The sequence below is a fragment of the Nocardia sp. NPDC051570 genome (genome assembly GCF_044454005.1).
In the GTDB taxonomy this organism is placed as follows: domain Bacteria; phylum Actinomycetota; class Actinomycetes; order Mycobacteriales; family Mycobacteriaceae; genus Nocardia.
The window spans coordinates 299,292-318,217 of the sequence record NZ_JBITDI010000005.1 but is presented as its reverse complement, the minus strand read 5'-3'; the positions used below and the strand labels follow the sequence as shown (position 1 = coordinate 318,217).

Annotated in this window: 13 protein-coding genes and 1 pseudogene; 7 read left to right on the top strand and 7 right to left on the bottom strand. The window is 69.3% G+C overall.

The window, feature by feature from the left end:
- Positions 1-225: 225 nt before the first annotated feature.
- The 3 genes from ACIA76_RS14840 to ACIA76_RS14830 all read right to left on the bottom strand — a co-directional run bounded on the left by ACIA76_RS14840 (position 226) and on the right by ACIA76_RS14830 (position 8,157).
- A complete protein-coding gene (locus ACIA76_RS14840; RefSeq protein ID WP_397152318.1) occupies positions 226-4,266 on the bottom strand; it encodes a lipid II flippase MurJ in 4,041 nt (1,346 codons plus the stop codon).
- Positions 4,267-5,035: 769 nt separating this feature from the next.
- On the bottom strand, positions 5,036-7,603 hold the full coding sequence (locus ACIA76_RS14835; RefSeq protein WP_397152317.1) for a DUF6049 family protein: 2,568 nt from the start codon (positions 7,601-7,603) through the stop codon (positions 5,036-5,038).
- Positions 7,600-8,157, bottom strand: coding sequence for an NUDIX hydrolase (locus ACIA76_RS14830; RefSeq protein WP_397152316.1), 558 nt, complete (start codon positions 8,155-8,157; stop codon positions 7,600-7,602). The genes ACIA76_RS14835 and ACIA76_RS14830 overlap by 4 nt, the downstream gene beginning before the upstream one ends.
- A gap of 273 nt (positions 8,158-8,430) precedes the next feature.
- Between ACIA76_RS14830 and ACIA76_RS14825 the strand changes: the two genes are divergently transcribed.
- Complete coding sequence (locus tag ACIA76_RS14825) at positions 8,431-9,894, top strand: CCA tRNA nucleotidyltransferase (RefSeq protein ID WP_397152315.1); 1,464 nt, start codon at positions 8,431-8,433, stop codon at positions 9,892-9,894.
- Here ACIA76_RS14825 and ACIA76_RS14820 read toward each other — a convergent pair.
- On the bottom strand, positions 9,891-10,631 hold the full coding sequence (locus tag ACIA76_RS14820; RefSeq protein WP_397152314.1) for a hypothetical protein: 741 nt from the start codon (positions 10,629-10,631) through the stop codon (positions 9,891-9,893). The genes ACIA76_RS14825 and ACIA76_RS14820 overlap by 4 nt on opposite strands.
- Before the next feature lie 138 nt (positions 10,632-10,769).
- On the opposite strand from ACIA76_RS14820, the gene ACIA76_RS14815 reads away from it, so the two are divergent.
- The 4 genes from ACIA76_RS14815 (at position 10,770) to ACIA76_RS14800 (ending at position 14,251) form a co-directional block, all read left to right on the top strand.
- Positions 10,770-11,168: a molybdopterin-binding protein gene (locus ACIA76_RS14815; protein WP_397152313.1), complete on the top strand. Its 399-nt coding sequence runs from the start codon at positions 10,770-10,772 to the stop codon at positions 11,166-11,168.
- Entirely contained in the window at positions 11,165-11,926 is a 762-nt protein-coding gene (gene modA, locus ACIA76_RS14810; RefSeq protein ID WP_397152312.1) for a molybdate ABC transporter substrate-binding protein, read from the top strand. Before ACIA76_RS14815 ends, modA begins: the two co-directional genes overlap by 4 nt.
- Positions 11,927-12,011: 85 nt before the next feature.
- The gene (locus tag ACIA76_RS14805; protein WP_397152578.1) at positions 12,012-12,863 is read left to right on the top strand and encodes an ABC transporter permease; all 852 of its coding nucleotides are present in this window, start codon (positions 12,012-12,014) and stop codon (positions 12,861-12,863) included.
- Entirely contained in the window at positions 12,824-14,251 is a 1,428-nt protein-coding gene (locus ACIA76_RS14800; RefSeq protein WP_397152311.1) for a sulfate/molybdate ABC transporter ATP-binding protein, read from the top strand. The genes ACIA76_RS14805 and ACIA76_RS14800 overlap by 40 nt, the downstream gene beginning before the upstream one ends.
- Here ACIA76_RS14800 and ACIA76_RS14795 read toward each other — a convergent pair whose 3' ends face one another.
- Positions 14,252-15,724, bottom strand: coding sequence for a DUF4185 domain-containing protein (locus tag ACIA76_RS14795; RefSeq protein WP_397152310.1), 1,473 nt, complete (start codon positions 15,722-15,724; stop codon positions 14,252-14,254). It lies immediately after the preceding gene.
- 176 nt (positions 15,725-15,900) lie between these two features.
- On the opposite strand from ACIA76_RS14795, the pseudogene ACIA76_RS14790 reads away from it, so the two are divergent.
- Positions 15,901-16,004 (top strand): annotated as a pseudogene (locus tag ACIA76_RS14790) (pullulanase); the annotation flags it as partial.
- 10 nt (positions 16,005-16,014) lie between these two features.
- Here the strand turns inward: ACIA76_RS14790 and ACIA76_RS14785 are convergent.
- Positions 16,015-17,343, bottom strand: coding sequence for a hypothetical protein (locus ACIA76_RS14785; RefSeq protein WP_397152309.1), 1,329 nt, complete (start codon positions 17,341-17,343; stop codon positions 16,015-16,017).
- Between the two features lies 1 nt (position 17,344).
- Entirely contained in the window at positions 17,345-17,815 is a 471-nt protein-coding gene (locus ACIA76_RS14780) for an NUDIX hydrolase (RefSeq protein ID WP_397152308.1), read from the bottom strand.
- Positions 17,816-18,091: 276 nt separating this feature from the next.
- On the opposite strand from ACIA76_RS14780, the gene ACIA76_RS14775 reads away from it, so the two are divergent.
- Positions 18,092-18,871, top strand: coding sequence for a pirin family protein (locus ACIA76_RS14775; RefSeq protein WP_397152307.1), 780 nt, complete (start codon positions 18,092-18,094; stop codon positions 18,869-18,871).
- Positions 18,872-18,926: the final 55 nt, after the last annotated feature.

Below are 18,926 nucleotides of genomic sequence, written 5' to 3'. Positions count from 1 at the left end.
GAGCGACTCGGAGGACCCCCCACTGGATCGTTCGACCGCTTCAGACGACAACACAAACCCCTAGGATCAGCGCTCACGGCGGCACCGGCCCACGGACGGGACATCGCCGCATCTTTCCGCGTCATCCAGGACCGAAGCACCAGATCCCAGGAAGCTCCCCTGCTGAGAGCGCGCTGTGGATCATATCGGCTGGAACGAATCGCTAGCAACCAGACTGTTCGGGAATCAGGGCGCCGCTTCGAATCGGATGCTGGCGATCGAGGATTGGAACTGGCCGCCGCGGTCCGCCAATGCGGTGATCCAGACGAGCACGTAGCGGGCCGGTTGGTCGGCCCGCACGGCGATATCGGTGCTGCCGTCGGCCAGGGTGGCCTGGCCGACGAGCTGGGTCTGATCGATCGTGGGCGAGGCGGTCGGCGAGGTGCGGATCTCCACCACCGTCCCCGGGCTGGGCGAGGTGATCGTGACCTTGCTCAGCCTGCTGGGGCTGCCGAGCGTGGCCAGGATCCCCAAGCCCTGCTTGTAGGCGGGGAATTGCTGGCGGTACTGATCGGTCCGCCAGACCTTGGTCGGATCGTTGCCGGTGACCGCGTTGACGGTGCCGGTGCCGTCGGGAGTGCCCTCCGGCGAGAAGACCGAGACGGCGGTCACGGGGATCGGGGCTCCGGCCGCGGGCGGCGCCGCCGAGGACGAGGTTCCCGCGGTCGGTTCCTGTGGGGCCACATTGGCCGTGGTCAGGCCCAGCTTGCGCTGCTCGTCCAGCGGCGCCTCGGACGAACTGGGTGCGAAGACGCTCAGCAGCCACCAGATGATCACGCCGACGACCAGGGCCGCGAGCACGCCCAGGCCGACCAGCATCCACATCATCCGCTGCGAGCGCTCGCGCTCGGCGGCCAGCAGTTCGGGATCGGCCAGCGACTCGTCCGGTGCGGAGGGGGCCCGCTGGCCCAGTCGCAGCACCGGAATGAAATCGGTCTTCTGATCGACCACCGACGCCTGTTCCAGCACATGCTGCACGGTCGCGGCGGTGCGGACGCCCTTATTCGATTCCAGCGAGCGCACCGCGACCGCGGAGATCTCGAACGGAACCTCGGGGCGGATCTGGCGCGGTTCGATCGGGGTGCCGTCCGGGCCGAAATCGGCCGGGCGTAGCCCGCCGACCGTCGCCGTGGCGCCACCGGTGCGGATCGGCCAGCGCGCGGTGATCAGCGCGTACAGCATCGCGCCGAGACCGCGCACATCCGATTGCGCGTCCGAATCGGCGAGCGTGCCCGGGAAGGCCAGCACGGCATCGCCGGAGGCGCTGATCCGGATCCGGTCGGGATTGTCGATCGAGAGCGAGCCACCGCCGCGATGGGCCAGTTCGGCCGCCGCGGCCAGGGCCCGGATCGCGCGCGCCGCACCGATCGGCGACGGCACGGTCTCGGCCATCTCGCGCAGCGATCGACCGGGCGTCCACTCGGCCACCACGATGCCGCCGGAGCTGCCGCGCACCACGTCGAGCACGCGCGCCAGGCCCGGGGAGTTGATCCGGCCCAGCCGTAGCGTGCGGGACAGGATCGCCTGCGGCCCATCGTGCCCGGCGTTGTCGGAGGCCTTCTGATCGGCGTCGACGAAGGTCAGCGCGACCTCGCGGTCCAGCTTCACGTCCAGGGCCTGCCAGAACTTCAGCCCACGCGCGCCGCCGTGCCCGGCCAGCAGCCGATATCGCCCACCGGCCACCGACGCGCCCGGAATCAGCTTGGGACCGCGCGGCGTTCGCTTATTGGGCGGCTCGACCCGCATCGGTGGCATCTCCGGCGACGCGACCGGCAGCATGCCGGTGTCGTAGCTCTGATCGCGCGCCGGTCGATCCGGTCCGGCGGGCGAGGGCGTATCGCCCTGCTCCGCGTGCTGGTCGCCGTCGTCGCCCTGGGTGTCCTCGGCGTGATCGGCCGGGGTCACCTGTTCGGGCGAGACGTCGTCGGTGCGGACTGAACCTGCTGCCTCGGCAGCAGCATCGGCGGCCGGGACGCCCCCCGCCGCATGGTCGCTCACCTTCGTTCCTCCTTCGCCCTGGTACATCGAAGTCCGAGATGGCGGCACAGTACCCGGCTCGACGCCGGTCCGGCCGTAATTCGGCTCGCGCATACCGGTCTCGGCGTCCTCGCGAGAGCCTTCTCCGGTATTTGCATTTCTCTGCCGAACAGGGTACGGGAACTCGCCCATGCCGGTGCGGTCAACTATGCCTGGTCGGATGACTGGCAGCACCATGGTCTGGGCGTCCATGTACGGGTCGTAACGGTAGTAGTACGGGGTATCGAGTTCGGGCCGCGGCAGTAGCGTGGTCGCCTGGACATCCGACTCGGACCCGCCGTCGAGACCCAGATCCGGTGCGGGCGGGGTGATTCCGAGACGCCGCGAGAGCGAGACGGTGATGGCGACGATCTCCGGAACCCCGGCCAGTCTCATGAGGCCGAAGGCGACGCCGAACATGACGACGGCGTCGAGACCGACGCGGAAGATCGACCCGATCCCGCTGTGCAGACGCGACAATCCCAGGATCTGCTCGACGATCAGCGTCACCGCCGCGCCCGCGACCGAGGCCAGCACCACACGTGTGACCGTGCGACCCACATTGGCCATCCGCAGATCGCCGAGGCTGCGATGCAGCAGCCAGCCGCCGATGATCGCGCCCGCGACGAAGCCCAGCCCGTTGGCCACGCCGAGCGCGATCACGACGTGATCCTCGGAGAACAGCACGGGCGCCAGCGCCGACAGGGCGATCTTGACCACGGTGATGCCCAGGATGATCCAGGTCGGCGTCCAGGCCTGTTCGCGCGCGTAGAACACCCGCAGGTGAATCAGCACCAGCGCGTAGGGAATCAGGGTGAAGGCCGACCAGCTGACCGCCTCGCCCAGCCGGCTGGCGTCGGAGCCGCCGAAATGGCCGTAGCCGTAGAGCGCCTGACCGACCTGCGGTCCGGCGATGGTCAGGAAGGTGACCACTGGGACGAACGCGATCATGGTCAGCCGCGTCGCGACCGACAGATCGTCGACGACCGCCGGTGTGTCGTCCGAGGCGGCGTTGCGGCTGAGCCGGGGCATGATCGCGGTCAGCAGGGTCACGCCGAGCACGCCGTACGGCAGCTGCAGCAGCAGCCAGGCGTTCTGGTAGATCGCCGGACCCGCGACATCGGCGTGCGAGGACACCCGGGTGCCGAAGACGAAGCCCGCCTGGCTGATCAGCACGTACAGGATGACCGCCGCGCCCATGCCGCCGAACTGCTTGAGCCGCTCGTCGACACCCCACAGCGGCCGGATATCGATGCCCGCGCGCCGAATCGGCGGCAGCAGGCTGGCCACCTGCACGAAGACGCCCAGCGTGACACCCAGGCCCAGGATCAGCAGTTTGGGCTCGCCCATCCGCACCGGATCCAGACTGATCTCCCCCGGCATCAGCGCGTACAGCCCGAGCACGAGCAGGACCACGAGGTTGTTCAGTACCGGCGCCCACGCGCCCGGTTTGAAGATCTCGTGCGTGTTCAGGATCGCCATCAGCAGCGACGACAGGCCGTAGAACAGGATCGCGGGCACCAGCAGGAAGGCCAGGGCCGTGGTCAATCCGGTGCTGACCTTGCCGCTGTCGGACAGGAAGACGTACTTGATCAGCAGCGGGGAGGCCGCGGTACACAGCAACGCGGCCGTCGCGAGGACCGCGAACGCCATGGTGATCAACCGCCGCACGAAGGCGACGCCACCGTCGGCATCCTCCTTCTCGGCCCGCACCAGGGTCGGCACCACGAATGCGGTCAGCACCGCGCCGAGCACCAGCTGTTCGACCATGGTCGGGATCTGGCTGGCGACAGTGAACGCGCTCGCGATCGCGGGGCCCAGCACGGTGAGTAGCAGCAGCTGTTTACCGAAGCCGGTGACGCGGCTGATCAGAGTGGCGATCGCGATCGAACCCGAGGCGTTCAGCAGGCGCGAGGTCGAGCCCTGCGGTCTTTCCGCGACCGCGACCTGCTGGGCCGTCCGCGCGGGCGCCGAGCGTCCGGCCCGCCGGGCGGCGGGCTCGGTGCCGGGCAGATGCCGGGGTAACGGCCGCGGGGCGCGTACCTGTTGCAGGGGTCCGCTCGGCGGGCCGGGCGGATACGCGTGATCGGGCGGGGCCGGTCGGCGGCCCGCGGGCGGTGCGCCGCGCGGCGGCTCATCCGGCCAGCCGTCCGGCGGTGCCTGCCGGGGCGGGACCGGACGCGCGGAACCGCTCGGCGGCGCCTGGTTCACGCCCCCCGGAACCCGGCGAACCGGGCCGCTGGGCGGTGCCGCCTGTCGTGGTCCGTGGATCGAGGCCTGATGCGTCGGATCGCCGGAGGGCGCCGGTCGCATGGCACCGTTGGGCGGCGCTTGATTCGGCCCGCCCGGGGGGACCGGCCGCATGCTGCCGCTGGGCGGTGCCTGGTTCGGTCCGCCGGGCGGGACCCGCCGCATGGCGCCACTGGGCGGCGTTTGGTTCGGCGGGGCCTGTCGCATCGCCCCGCTGGGCGGTGCCTGATTCGGTCCGCCCGGCGGGGCCTGTCGCATGGCGCCGCTGGGGGGCGCTTGGTTCGGAGGTACCGGGCGCATGGCGGCGCTCGGGGGCGCTTGGTTCGGGGGCATGGGTCGCATGGCGCCGCCGGGCATCTGGTTCGTGCCGTTGGGCGGTAGCGGTCGCATCGGGTCGCTGGCGGGGCCGGGGCGGCCGGGCACGTTGGGCGGGAGGCGATGTGGCGGGCCGGCGGGCGGAACTCGAGTGCCGGGGGAAACTCGCGGGATCGGGCCGGTCAGCGGCGGCCGGGGCGGCTGCGGTGATTCGTCGACGGGTGGGCCGTCGGCCTGCGCCGGGCGCGGGCCGCGTTCCCACGGGGCGGCCGGTGCGCGGCGCGGGGCCGAATGGTCCTCGCCCGGCCCGTTCGGTCTGGGGGCGTCGTAGTCACTCACCGCGCCTCCCGATCTCCGGGCGACCGGAGGTTCACCACTATCGCCGCCTCGGCCGGACGTGCGCCGTGATCGCCGCTCATGGTCTCTCCTGTCGCTGCAGGACCCGTAGTCGCGCTCGCAGGTATCGGTTGACCCTGCGGCGCGTCCCGGGGTCCAACCCCTCGTCGGCCGGATCCGGCTGCCCCCGGAACCGACGCCACAGACGGCGACCGGCGAGCAAGAGCAGCAATGCACCGGCGCATGCGGTAATTATCGCCAACGCCTGACCGTAGGCGTTGGACCGCACTCTTACCGATACGGCATTCCCGAGCGCGACGCCGTCCGGTGTGGTAAGGGAGATCGGAATCGCCAGGTCGCGACTGTCGGTGACCTCGGTCGGAATCTGGAAGGACCGGGTACCCTCCGCGGGCAGGATCTGCGGGCCGATATCGGTGATGTTCGTCTCGGGGGGCGCATCGATCCGGAACTTGATGCCGATCGCCACCGGCAGATCGTTGCGCGCCACCAAGAGCAGCGGGCTCTTCTCCGAGGCCAGGGTGTACACCCCACCCGGTGGCAGCACGGTCACCTTGCCGTACAGCGTGTCGATCGTGCGCTTGTTCTGATCGAGCCGTCGCTGCGCGACCGTATCGGTCTGCGAGTCGGGGTTGTTGCGATCCGACCGCGTCAGCGCCCGCACCAGATCGTCGCGCAGCGGCGTGAGGTAATCCCGCGGCGTCGGTTCCTGCTGCGGCACGTCCACCAGTGCGGACAGCAGATCCGCGATGCGCTTGTCCTGCTCGCGGATCGGATCGATGAACTGATCGGGCACCGCCACCTCGGATACGCCGGACAGATAGTCGAGGTCGTACGGGCGCGGATCCGGCGGCACGGCAAGGAGTTCGGTGAACGGGCGCGGGGCGGCCAGCCCATTGCGGACCAGCAGATCGAGCTGACTGAGCAGCGCCGTGGCCTCGTCGCGGCTGGGCCACCACTGCTGCGGCGGCATCAGCAGCAGCGATCGCGGACCACCCGCCTGCGGATTCAGCGCCGACCACGACACCGCGCCGAGGGCGTCCTGCAGCCGTGCCGTCCTGGAGTCGATGGCCACCGGGTAGCGCACCCGCTTGGGTGTGAACGAGGGCGTTTGCGGGTTGGCGCCTACCGCGGCCAGCGCCGTCGCCGGCCAGATATCGAAGGTGGCGGCCTTCATTCCGGGTTCGGCCGGGGGCGGCGCGGTGGGCGTGCCCGGCGTGGCGGGCGGCGTGATCGTGGGTAGCCGCACCATTTCGGGTGTGGCCGAATCGTTCTCGGCGGCCATCGCGGCGGTATTGCGTACGGTGCCGTCGACTCCGGTGGCGGTACTGCGGGTTTCGGCCGTCGTGACGGCGGTATCGGCGAGTATCGCGGTGTGATAGCCGTGCCCGGCGAGCAGGGTGGCCGCATCGGCATCGATACTGCCCGGATCGGGCAGGGCGACACCGCGCACCGATCGGACCGGCAGCAGCGAATCCACGATATCGGCGGGCGCGTCGATCGCGCGCGCGGTCAGATCCGCATCATGCACGGCGGCCAGCGCGGGCAGGTCGACCTGTGCGAACGGCAATGCGACAGTACATATTCGGGGCGCGATCGAGCGCAGCCGATCCAGCCACGCCTTGGCGGTGGCCGTGCCCGTGCCGTCATGGGTCGGGCCGTACGGATCGGAGGGGCTGTCCAGCACCTGATATCCCTCGGTCATCGCCGAGACCGTGAGCAGCAGATCAGGATCGATCGCCAGGCAGAGCGATGCGGCCAGGCCGGGCCGTGCCGGATCGCGACCGGTCTCCGGACGCAGGACCGATTCGAGGGCGGCCAGCAGTTGATCGAGGCGGCCCGGGCCGGGCTTCAACTCGCCCGCCAGATCGTCGTCGGTCAGCACCGCTCGACCGTTCTTCAGTGGTCCGGTGACACCGCCCATCAATCGGGGGCGATCGGCCAGCGGCCAGATCGTCGTGATCGCCACCGGCGCGTCCGTCGGCGCGGGAACGGGCTGTCCCGCATCGTCTTTGGCGTCGGCGCCGGTCGACAGCGCGGGCAGGCCCAATACGGGCAGCAGGAAGCGGGCGTCGTCGAGGTGGGACGGTTGGCCGTAGTCGGGTTTGCCGTTGACATTGAGCAGCAGCGGATAGACCCCCGGATCGGTGATACCGAGCGAGGAGGTGACCGGCGCGCTGCCGCTCACCCCGCGCGCCCCGGCCCGGATGGCCACCCGCAGGGTGAACGATTTGCGCTGCAGGGGCGTCAGGCGGTCGGCGATGTCCTGGAACGGGCTGGAGACGTTGTAGTTCAGCTCGTCCTGGCGCAGGGTCGAGCGCAGACCGCTGCCCGTGCCGATGGCCGCCCCGCGCTGAACGCGCACGATGATGTCCTCGACCGGCCGATCGCCGATATTGGTGATGGTTCCGGCGACGGTCAGGATGGCGTCGCTGGTGGTGGTCACCGTGTTCGGGCTGACCGAATCCAATGTGAGCTTGAGGAATTCGGGTCTGGAGGAGCCGGTGCCGTTCGAGGGCTGCGCGGCGGCCGGTCCGGCGAGTGTCGCCGCCGATCCGGAGAGCACCGCCAGCGCCAACGCGACGAACATCGGCACCAGGCGGCGCAGATGGCGCCCCGCACGCGTCATTGTTTGCCGTTCTCCATCCGGTCGATCAGGCGGTTCGCGACCTCGGCGAGACGCCGTTCGTCGGCATAGGCCAGGCGCGATTCGAGTTCACCGAGCGGAACCCACGCGACCTTGGTGACCTCGACATCGGCGTCGGAGAGCTCCCCGCCCAGCGAGCGCATCAGATAGTGATGCACGGTCTTGTGTACCCGGCGGCCGTCGGTCACGAACCAGTAGTCGATGCTGCCCAGCTCGGCCACGACCGTGCCGTTGATCCCGGTCTCCTCGGCGACCTCGCGGACCGCGGTCTGCTCGGCCGTCTCGCCCTCTTCGATATGTCCCTTGGGCAGTGACCACAGCAGCCGGCCGCGGCGATCGGTGCGTCCGATGAGGGCAGCGCAGCGCTTATCCCGCGGGCCGTCGAGGCCGTCGACCACCAGGCCGCCCGCGGAGGTTTCGCGCACCGTGCGCATGCGCGGTTTGCTCTTGTTCTTGGGATTGTCCGCAGAGCTCCCGGCCGATCCGCGGCGCCGGGGCTGGCGGCGGCGACTGTTCGCGCGATCGGCCGGAGACACCGCGCCAGTTTAGCTGTGTTTAATTAGCCGCTCCTTCGTCGCGGCGGGGTTTGCGGCCCTGAGGCTCGTCGTTTCGAGGCCGTCGCTTGCTCCTTCGTCACTTGCGCGACGGCCTCGAAACGACGAGCCGGCCGCAAACCCTTTGGGGTTTGGGCTGGGGGTGGGTCGGGCGTGTCGTTGATGGGCTGTTGTCAGGTGGTTCGGTTCGGTGTCGTTGTGGGGTGTTCGGTGCGGCGTCAGTGGTGGGGGTTACACCAACTAAGCTGCATCTCTGTGGTGCCGCCGAACTCCGAGTCCGAGAACGACCGTCGTACCCGATTGCTCGCCGCGGCGGCGATCACCGTGGGGCGGTTGTCGGATGTGCTGACCCCGCTCGGGGAGATGTTCGCTGCTCGGGGGCATGAGCTGTATCTCGTGGGTGGCAGTGTGCGGGATGCGGTGCTCGGGCGGTTGGGTACCGATCTGGACTTCACCACCGATGCGCGGCCCGAGCAGGTGCTCGAGATCGTGCGAGGGTGGGTCGACAATCTCTGGGATACCGGCGGGTTGGCGTTCGGCACGGTCAGTGCGTCGAAATCCGGCTGGCAGCTCGAGATCACCACCTTCCGCGCCGATTCCTACGACCGGATCTCGCGCAATCCGGAGGTGACCTTCGGCGACAGCCTCGAGGGTGATCTGGTGCGCCGCGACTTCACCGTCAACGCGATGGCCGTTCGGATCGGGGCGCTGGGCGAACTCGAATTCGTCGATCCACTCGATGGCATGGCCGCGCTGCTCGACGGGATCCTGGATACGCCTGCGGCGCCGGAGGATTCGTTCACCGACGATCCGCTGCGCATGCTGCGCGGGGCGCGGTTCGTCGCGCAGCTGGGTTTCCGGCTGGCCCCGCGGGTGCTCACGGCGATCACGGCCATGGCGGCCGAGATCGATCGGATCACCGCCGAGCGGGTGCACACCGAACTGGACAAGCTGATCGGTGGGCTGCATCCGACCGAGGGCATCGATGTCATCTGCGAGACCGGGCTGGCCGAGCGGATACTGCCCGAGGTGCCCGCCATGCAGCTCGAGATCGACGAACATCATCAGCACAAGGACGTCTACCAGCATTCGCTGACCGTGCTGCGCCAGGCCATCGATCAGGAGCAGGGCGATCCGGATCTGGTACTGCGCTGGGCGGCGCTGCTGCACGACATCGGCAAGCCGCCCACCAAACGCAATGAGCCCGGCGGCGGGGTGAGCTTCCACCACCACGAGGTGGTCGGCGCGAAGATGGTGCGAAAGCGCCTGCGCGCCTTGAAGTATCCGAAGCAGTTCACCGAGGATGTGGCCCGGCTGGTGTATCTGCACCTGCGCTTCCACGGCTACGGCAAGGGGCAGTGGACCGATTCGGCCGTGCGCCGCTACGTCACCGACGCGGGTGAGCTCCTCCCCCTGCTGCACAAACTGGTCCGCGCCGACTGCACCACCCGCAACAAGCGCCGCGCCGCCCAATTGCAGTCCACCTACGACGATCTCGAGACGCGCATCGCCCGCCTGCAGGAGCAGGAGGACCTCGCCCGGGTCCGTCCGGATCTGGACGGCAACGCCATCATGGAACTGCTGGGTCTTCCGCCGGGCCCCGAGGTCGGCCGCGCATGGCGTCATCTGAAGGAGCTGCGCCTGGACCACGGCCCGCTCAGCCGGGACGACGCCGAGGCGGCGCTGCTCGAGTGGTGGAACAAGGGCGCGCCGGACTAGAAGATGATCAGGGTCGTCCCCGCGACGATGGCCGCCCGGATCTGTGCCAGATCGAATGAGCCTGTGATGTCCGGGATTTCGATGCGGAACGCGATGCGGTCGGCCTGGCGGTCGGCGCGCACGATGCGGATGTTCTTCGGCAGATCGGTCAGCGGGATCGGGGCCGGGCGCACCCAGCGGCGCGGTACGGGAATGCCCAGCCAGTGGGCCCGGTGGACGGCGACGGTGAGCAGGTTGTCGCCCACTGCCGCATCCACCCGGGCGCGGAGTCGTCGGCGGCGATGCCGCGCGGTGATCAGGCCGTCGGAGGCGACCCCGAGCTCCCAGGCCGGGTGCCCGTCGTTGAGCCAGTTCGTCACGGCCGCGGTGGTGACGGTGCCGGTGATATCGAGTGAGCTGGTCCGCACCCGGGTCGGCATGCCCGGAATCAGACGCACGCCATGCGCGATCACGGTCACCTCCTCGATCGGATGACCGTTCCACAGCAATCCGGTCAGCACCGTCTTGGCCTGGAAGTGGGCGCCGCGGCGGCGCACCTTGAGCGTCGTCAGCGTGGCCGTCATCTCGTGGCCGAGCAGTGTGGCGCCGACCTCCCGCCCGCCGAACTGGCGCAGAATCCCCTCGCTGAGCAGCGTCATCAGCACATCCGGCATGAGTGCGGTGACGGTTCCCGCACCCAGATCCGCCACCGGGTCCAACCAGGTGAACCAGGACTTGGGGTCGAAATACGTGGCCATGATTGGTTCGAGCGTACTGGCCGGGGGCTGATTCGCCGGTCCGTGTTGGCGACTCCTCCGGAAGAAGCGGCCATTCGATCCGCAGATTCGGATGTTCGCACGTTGTTCGTCCGAGTATGCGGTTCTATGCTGCTGCTCGTGCCCAGCTTGCGGATCCGTGACGCCGCCGAACTACTCGGCGTCAGCGACGACACCGTGCGTCGCTGGATCGATACCGGTGCGCTCGACGCGCAGAAGGATGATTCGGGACGCCTGGTGATCGACGGCGGGGAGCTAGCCGCCCTGGCCGCCGAACACGCGCGGACGCCGCGGACCCGGCTGGGCAGTGCCAGTTCGGCACGTAATCGGTTCCCCGGACTGGTCACTCGAGTGGTGGTCGACGGGGTGATGGCTCAGGTGGAGATGCAATGCGGTCCGTTCACAGTCGTGTCGTTGATGAGCAGCGAATCGGTGGCCGCGCTCGGCCTGGAGCCGGGCAGCGTCGCGGTGGCGAGCGTGAAGGCGACAACCGTGGTCGTGGAAACGCCGTCGGCATGAAGCGGATCGCGACCGTCCTGACCGCCGCGGCCCTGACGGCCGCGCTGGCGGGCTGCGGTTCCCAGGATTCCGGCGGCGGTGACAAGACCACCCTGACCGTCTTCGCCGCGGCCTCGCTGAACAAGGTCTTTGCCGACCTCGGCACGAAATTCGAGGCGGCCCATCCGAATACGAAGGTCACCTTCTCCTTCCTCGGATCCTCGGATCTGGCCGCCCAGCTGAATCAGGGCGCCCCCGCCGACGTCTTCGCCTCGGCCGATACCGCGAATATGGACAAGGTGGTCAAGACCGGGCGCATCACCGAGAAGCCGGAGAACTTCGCGACCAACGTGCTCACCATCGTGACCCCGCCCGGTAATCCGAAACACATTGCGACCCTGGCGGATCTGAACCAGCCCGGCCTGCGCCTGGTGGTCTGCGCCCCGCAGGTGCCGTGCGGATCGGCGACCCAGAAGGTGAGCAGTGCCGCGCATATCCCGCTCAAACCGGTGAGTGAGGAATCGGCCGTGACCGACGTCCTGGCCAAGGTCACCTCCGGCGAGGCCGACGCCGGTCTGGTCTATGTCACCGACGCCTCGGGCGCCGGAAACAAGGTCACCACCGTGGCGTTCCCGGAATCCTCGGGCGCGGTGAACACCTATCCCATCGCGGCCGTGGCCGATTCGAAGCACGCCCAGCTGGCGCACGACTTCGAAACCCTGATCACCGGACCGGACGGCCGCGCCGCGCTGGCCACTGCGGGCTTCGGCGCACCGTGAGCCTCGGCGATGATTCACGTGAAACCTGATGCGCGTGGGTGAGAACCCTTCGCGGCCGACAGGTTTCGATCTTGTGCGGCGGGTGCTGGGTCGCGCACCCGGCACCGGCGTGCCGCGCTGGCTGCTGCTGCCCGCGGCGGTCGGTTTCGCCTTCGTGGCCGGGCCGCTGCTCGCACTCACCGGCGCGGTGCAGTGGTCGCATTTCTTCGCGCTGGTGACCTCGGACGCCTCGCGGGCCGCCCTGTGGCTCAGCCTCAAAACCTCCGTGGCCAGCACCGGGTTGTGTGTGGTGATGGGTGTGCCGATGGCCGTCGCGCTGGCGCGGCTGCGGTGGCGCGTTCTGCCGGTGCTGCGGGCAATGGTCCTGCTGCCGTTGGTACTTCCGCCGGTGGTGGGCGGTATGGCGCTGCTGTATCTGTTCGGCCGCTACGGCCTGGTCGGCCGTCACCTCGAGGCGCTCGGCGCCCGAATCGCCTTCAGTACCACCGCCGTTGTGCTCGCGGAGGCGTTCGTCGCCCTGCCGTTCCTGGTGATCACGCTCGAGGGTGCGATGCGCACCGCGGGTGACCGCTACGAACGGATCGCGGCCACCCTCGGCGCGGGCCCGAACACGGTCTGGTGGCGAATTACGGTGCCGCTGTTGCGCCCCGCGCTGATCTCGGGTTCGGTGCTGGCCTTCGCCCGCTCACTCGGCGAATTCGGCGCCACCCTCACCTTCGCGGGCAGTCTGCAGGGCAGCACCCGCACGCTGCCGCTCGAGATCTATCTGCAGCGCGAGAACGATCCGGATGCGGCCGTGGCGTTATCGCTGCTGCTGGTGCTGTTCGCCGTGGTGATCGTGTTGGTCGCCTACCGCCGCGTGGGTGTGGCCGAGGGTCGCGACTGGGCGGGCGGGCTATGGCGCTGGGGTGGTTCGGAACGGCGGGAGCGGGCGTGAACGATCCCGCGGGACTGCAGGTTTCGGTGCGGCTCACCGAGCGCGACGTCGATATCGAGCTGGCGGTGGCGCCCGGTGAGGTGCTGGCCCTGCTCGGGCCCAACGGCGCGGGCAAGTCGACGGTGCTCGAGCTGGTGGCCGGGCTGATCCGCCCCGATGAGGGCCGAATCCGCCTGGGCGACAGGATGCTCATCGATCGGGCCCGCGGCATCGAGGTGCCGCCGCATCGGCGCGGCGTGGCCATGCTCGCCCAGGATGCCCTGCTGTTCCCCCATCTGTCGGTGGCCGCCAACGTGGCCTTCGGCCCGCGCAGCCGCGGAATGGGCAGGCGCGCGGCAGGGGATATCGCCCGGGAGTGGTTGCGGGCCGTCGACGCGCTCGCCCTGCGCGACCGGCGTCCCGGTGAACTGTCCGGCGGTCAGGCGCAGCGGGTCGCCCTGGCCCGCGCCCTGGCCGTCGATCCCGAGCTGATCCTGCTGGACGAACCCATGGCCGCCCTCGACGTGGCCACCGCCCCCGCGATGCGCACCCTGCTGCGCCGGGTGCTGCGCGATCCGGAGCGAAACAGCAAGGGCCCGAGCGCGATTCTGGTGACCCATGACATCGTCGACGCGCTGACCCTGGCCGACCGGGTCGTCGTGCTCGAAGCGGGCCGCATCGCCGAACAGGGACCCGTCACCACCGTGCTGTCACGCCCGCGCAGCGCCTTCGCCGCCCGGATCGCCGGTGTCAACCTCCTCATCGGACACGTGGCTGACGCGGGTATCGCTGGGCGGCGACTCGATCCCGTGGCCGACGCGAGTACCGCTGGGCGGCGACTCGATCACGTGGCCGATGCGAGTACCGGAGGGCGGCAGCTCGATCCCGTGGCTGACGCGGGTATCGCTGGGCGGCGACTCGATCACGTGGCCGATGCGGGTACCGCTGGGGGGCAGCTCGATCACGCGGCTGATGCGAGTACCGCTGGGCGGCGGCTCGATATGCCCGGGTCCGGGCATGCCGCCGAGGCGGCGGACGGTTCGGGCGGTGCGGCGCAGCGGGATCCGGCCGATTTCGGTACGGTCCGCTGCGGTGCGGACCTGGTGTACGGGCGGCGGGTGGGCGACTGGGCCGAGGGCGGGCGGGCGGCGGCCGTATTCTCCCCCGCCGCGGTGGCCGTGCATCGCGACCGGCCGACGGGCAGTCCGCGCAACGTCTTTCGCGTCGAGATCGCCGAACTTACCGATCGCGGCGGCAGCATCCGCGTGCATGCGGTCGATCGGCCCGACGGCGGTGCGGGGATCGTCGCGGATCTGACGCCGAGCGCGGTGGCCGAACTCGGCCTGACGCCGGGCCTGCCGGTGTACTTCGCGGTGAAGGCTACCGAGGTCCAGGTCTATCCCTGCTGATCACGGATTCGGCTGATCCAGCGTCGCATGCATCAGATACACGTTGTAGCTGTCCCAGGCCGACATGGTGAAGTACAGATCCCGCCCCGTCGACCAGGGATGGATGAATCCGCCGTAGGCCTTCGGATAGTCGTCGGTATCGATCAGGACCGTGCCGTCGGTCCACGCGCCCTGCGGATCGGCCGCCGTGCGCAGCACGATCGCGTGCCGGGTCGGATCCAGATACATCATCTGCCACTGACCGCTGGACTCGTCGTAGCGCACCGACAGCTCGCCCGCGATACCCGGGAAAAGCGGTGTCGCGCCGTTCTCCTCGGCCGGCGCCCAGGTGCCGTCCACCCAGTACTGGTAGGCCGACTTGTTCAACACCTCGCCCAGGGGCACGCGGGCCAATCCGATCGTGCCGACCCGGCCGTTCGGGGTGCCGAACATATAGACGTAGTCGCCGTGCGGGACCATCGTCGTCACCTGGAAGCGGTCGACGCCGAACATGTTGTCCCACTGGGCGTATTGATCCTTGACCCAGGTGCTGCCGCCGTCGTCGGAATAGGCCAGGCCACCGCGGTTGGTCCACCACATGCCCGGGATCAGGCTCCAGCGGTTGACCGACATATAGCTCAGATACTGCCGGGAGCCGAGCGCGAAGCCGGAGGTGGGGATCACCGTGGTCTCGAAGTTCTTGATCTTGCGGCTGTCCAGCAGTTCGGCCGCGTGGCAGCGGCTGTCCTGCACCATATCGTCGAGGACCAGACCCTTGGACAGATCGTGTTCGGTGCTGTACCCGAGAACGTTGCTGCGCCAATCCTGTTCGACACCCATGGGCCCGCCGGGCGTCCAGCCCGTGCCGAAGGTATCGCCGAATGCCACGGCGATGCGCCCGGGCGCGCTCTCCCACATGATGCCCAGATCGGTGCCGTCGACCTGCCAGCGCAGATCGGTGCGATTGGTGGAGCCGTGCCCGGTGACCTGATTGACCAGATCGACCGATTCCACGCGCCGCGGCGCGACGGGCGCGGCGAGCGGCCCGGGTTCGGCCGGATTGACGACCGGCGGCGGTGGCGGTTGCGGCGCGGGCGGTGGGCCGCCGGGGACTGGAATGGGAATCGGCTCGATATCGGGGGTAACGGAGATGTTCGGCAGGTTGAGCTGCCCCACACCCGATCCCGTCCCGGAATCGATGGGCGGCGCGGGCGTATCGGCGGAGTCCCGGATATCGGGACAGGGGTTCTGGCAGGGGTCGGCGGGTAGCGGTGCCGATTCGATGCGAGTGTCGTTCGGCGGCGGTCCCGGAATCGGGACGGGAACGATCTGCGGCACGGGCACCGGAATGTTGATGCGGGGCGGTAGCAGTCCGGGCGGCGGTGCGTGCGGATCCGGTTCGCGCGCCCGCGGGTCGAATCCCGTTTCGCCGCAGCCGTTCACGGGCAGGGGAGCCCACGGCGCGGGCGCGGCGGGTGCGGGCAGCGCCACCACACCGCTCAGCAGAATCCCGAAAAGCGCTGGTAAACAAGCCTTCTGATATCGAACAAGCACAATCGAACCGCATATCTCTACTAGAAATCGCCCGATTCAATCTAAACGACGCAAATGCCGGTTCGCAGGCCGATGGGGAACCTGAGGGGAGCCGTCCGTGGTCCTCGCCCGCCGATCTGGAGCTGGCCGGCACGGTGTATTCGACGCGGTCCGACTCGATTTCGACGACGACGGCGTCCTCGACCACTACTTCACCGATCCGGACGGCCTCGGCACCTGGGCCGAACCGCTCAGCGAGTGATGGTCCGCCGGCGCGTATTCGCCGCGATGGCCGCGATACCCACTCCGTAGATCACCGCACCCGCGAGCACCACCCCGAGCGATCGCCCATCGATCGGGATCACCAGCGCGGTCACCGCGATCGCCAGCACGAAGGTGATGTTGAAGACGGTGTCCTGCAGGGCGAAGACCTGTCCGCGCCGCGAATCATCGATATCGATCTGCATGGTGGCATCGCCGGTCAACTTGATGGTCTGTCCGGCCAGACCGAGCAGGAACGCCCCCACCAGCAGCAGATGATGGGCCCGGCCCTCGGCCGCGCCGGTCGCGATCGTGATAGGGGTGACCAGCGCGAGCTCCACCACGATCGCGGTCAGCAGCCCGGCCACCACCGTGCGCGGGCGGCCGAGCCGCGGAATCAGCAGCGGCGCGATCACGGCCGCGGCCAGCATGCCCGAGGCGACCGCGGTGATGGCCACCCCGAATCCCACCAGGCCGCTGCTCAGCGAGACGCCGCTACCCGATGTCCGCCGCAACACCAGCACCATCAGCAGGGTGTTGGCGCCGAACACGATCCGATGCACCCCGATGCCGATCATCGCGGTCGTACATTCCCGCGAATCCCAGACCGCCCGGGCGCCGGTGCGCAGGCCCGTCATGATCGCGCGCAGCGAACTGGTCGGCGCGCCCTCCCCCGGCTCGGGGCCGAGGATGCGGGCGCCGAATCCCGCCGCGGCCACCGCGCCGATCACCGATCCGGACGCGCTGACCGCCACCGCCACCGCGGAGGCGATATCGCCGGAACCGATCGCGCCGATGATCGCGACCGAGGTCGCCGCGCCCAGTCCGGCGCAGGCCGAGGCCGCGGTCGCCAGCACCGAATTCATCGGCACCAGCCACCGCTGCGCCACGACCTGCGGCAGCGCCGCCGACACCCCGGCCAGTACGAAGCGGCTGATCCCGACCACGGCCAGCGCCAACAGCAGCAGCGGCGTATCCGTCATGCCGCCGAGCAGGCCCGCCGCGGTGATCGCGATCAGTACCGCCCGCGCCACATTCGCCACCAGCAGCACGGTCCGCCGATCCCAGCGGTCCAGCAGCGCCCCGGCATACGGTCCGATCACCGAATACGGCAGCAGCAGCACGATGAATCCGCCCGCGATGGCCAGCGGATCGGTCGCGCGCTCCGGATTGAACAGAATCGCCCCCGACAGCGCCGCCTGGAACATGCCGTCGCCGAATTGCCCCGCGAACCGCACCAGCGCCAGCCGCGCCATCCCCGGGCTGCGCAGCACGGCCGCCGCGGCCGCGCGCCGCGTATCGCGGCGTTGGTCGGTCATCTCAGTGCTCTGACTTCGCGGTCACCAGTGCGGACACCGTCTCGCGCATATCGGGCGCCATGGGCAGACCGGCCAGCTCCGCGGCATCGATCCAGCGGAACGCGTCGTGTTCGCCCGGCGCCAGCGATACCTCGCCGGGTTCCGCCTCGACCACGAAGCTGTACTTGCGCACCCGGGCCTTGGTGCGGGTCGCGTAATCGAAGCCGCCGACCACATCGACGATGCGGCGGACCCGCAAACCGGTCTCCTCGAACAACTCTCGCGCCGCACAGTCGGCGAACGATTCCCCGGGTTCGACACCGCCGCCGGGCAGCTCGTACATCCCGCCGTGCCAATCATCCGCGACACGCCGTACGACCAGCAGTTTTCGTTCCCGGAACACGGCCACGCCGATGACGAAGTGATCGATACCCGCGCTGCCGGCCTGCTGCCGGAGGGTGCGCTCGATGCCCGCCAGCACTTCGGGTCGCATCGGCGATTCACCTCCGGTTCGGGTTGCGGCACATCATGATACGGGCGGTGTACCGGCGGGGCTCGAGTCGCGGGACGCCCGCGCCGAGACGGCGCGGCGCCGGGCATTTGCCACCGCCGTACCGCCGGGTCCGAACCCCACGCTAGCCGGACCGCGATCGCCGGGTCCGGGGCCGGTGGGGCTCCGGGCTAGAATTTACTAGGAATTCAGGGTCCGGTGCGGGAGGTGCTCCTACCCTGAAGGATGATCGGTGCTCGGCCCGAGAGGAGGACCACGGTGTCCACACTCACGACACCACACATCGATGTCCATCGTGGCGGTGACCGCATGAAAACCCGTGTGGCGTGGCTGGATTCGAAGCATTCGTTCTCGTTCGGCGAGCACTACGATCCCGAAAACACCCATCACGGCCTGTTGCTCGTCAATAACGAGGACATTGTCACTCCCGGACAGGGTTTCGACACCCATCCCCACCGCGATATGGAGATTGTGACCTGGGTGTTGAGTGGATCACTGGTGCACCAGGATTCGCTCGGGCACAGCGGGATCATCTATCCGGGTCTGGCGCAGCGGATGAGCGCGGGCACCGGAATTCTGCACTCGGAGAAGAACGACGCGTGGCGGATGTCCCCCGGCACGACCGAACACGCCGATCCCGTGCACTTCGTCCAGATGTGGGTGGTGCCCGACGAGCCCGGCCTGTCGCCCGGATATCAGCAGCTCGAGGTCGACGACGAGCTGGCCGGGGGCGGTCTGGTGACGGTGGCCTCGGGTTTACCGCGCTATCGCGACCGGACCGCGATCGCGATCAACAGCAGCCATGCCGCGCTGCATGTCGCGCGCATGCCCGGTGAGTCGGGCCCGCCGGTGGAACTGCCCGAGGCGCCCTATCTCCACCTGTTCGTCGCGCGTGGCGAGATCGATATGGCCGGGGTCGGCACCCTCTACGAGGGCGATGCGGTGCGGCTGGCCCGAAGTGGTGGTCAGCGGATCACCGCGAATCTGCCGTCGGAAATCCTGGTGTGGGAGATGCACGCGCGGCTCGGTGCGCAATAACATTCCACAGGCGCATCGAAACCCGGCATATCACCCGGGGTCAACGAGAGGACAG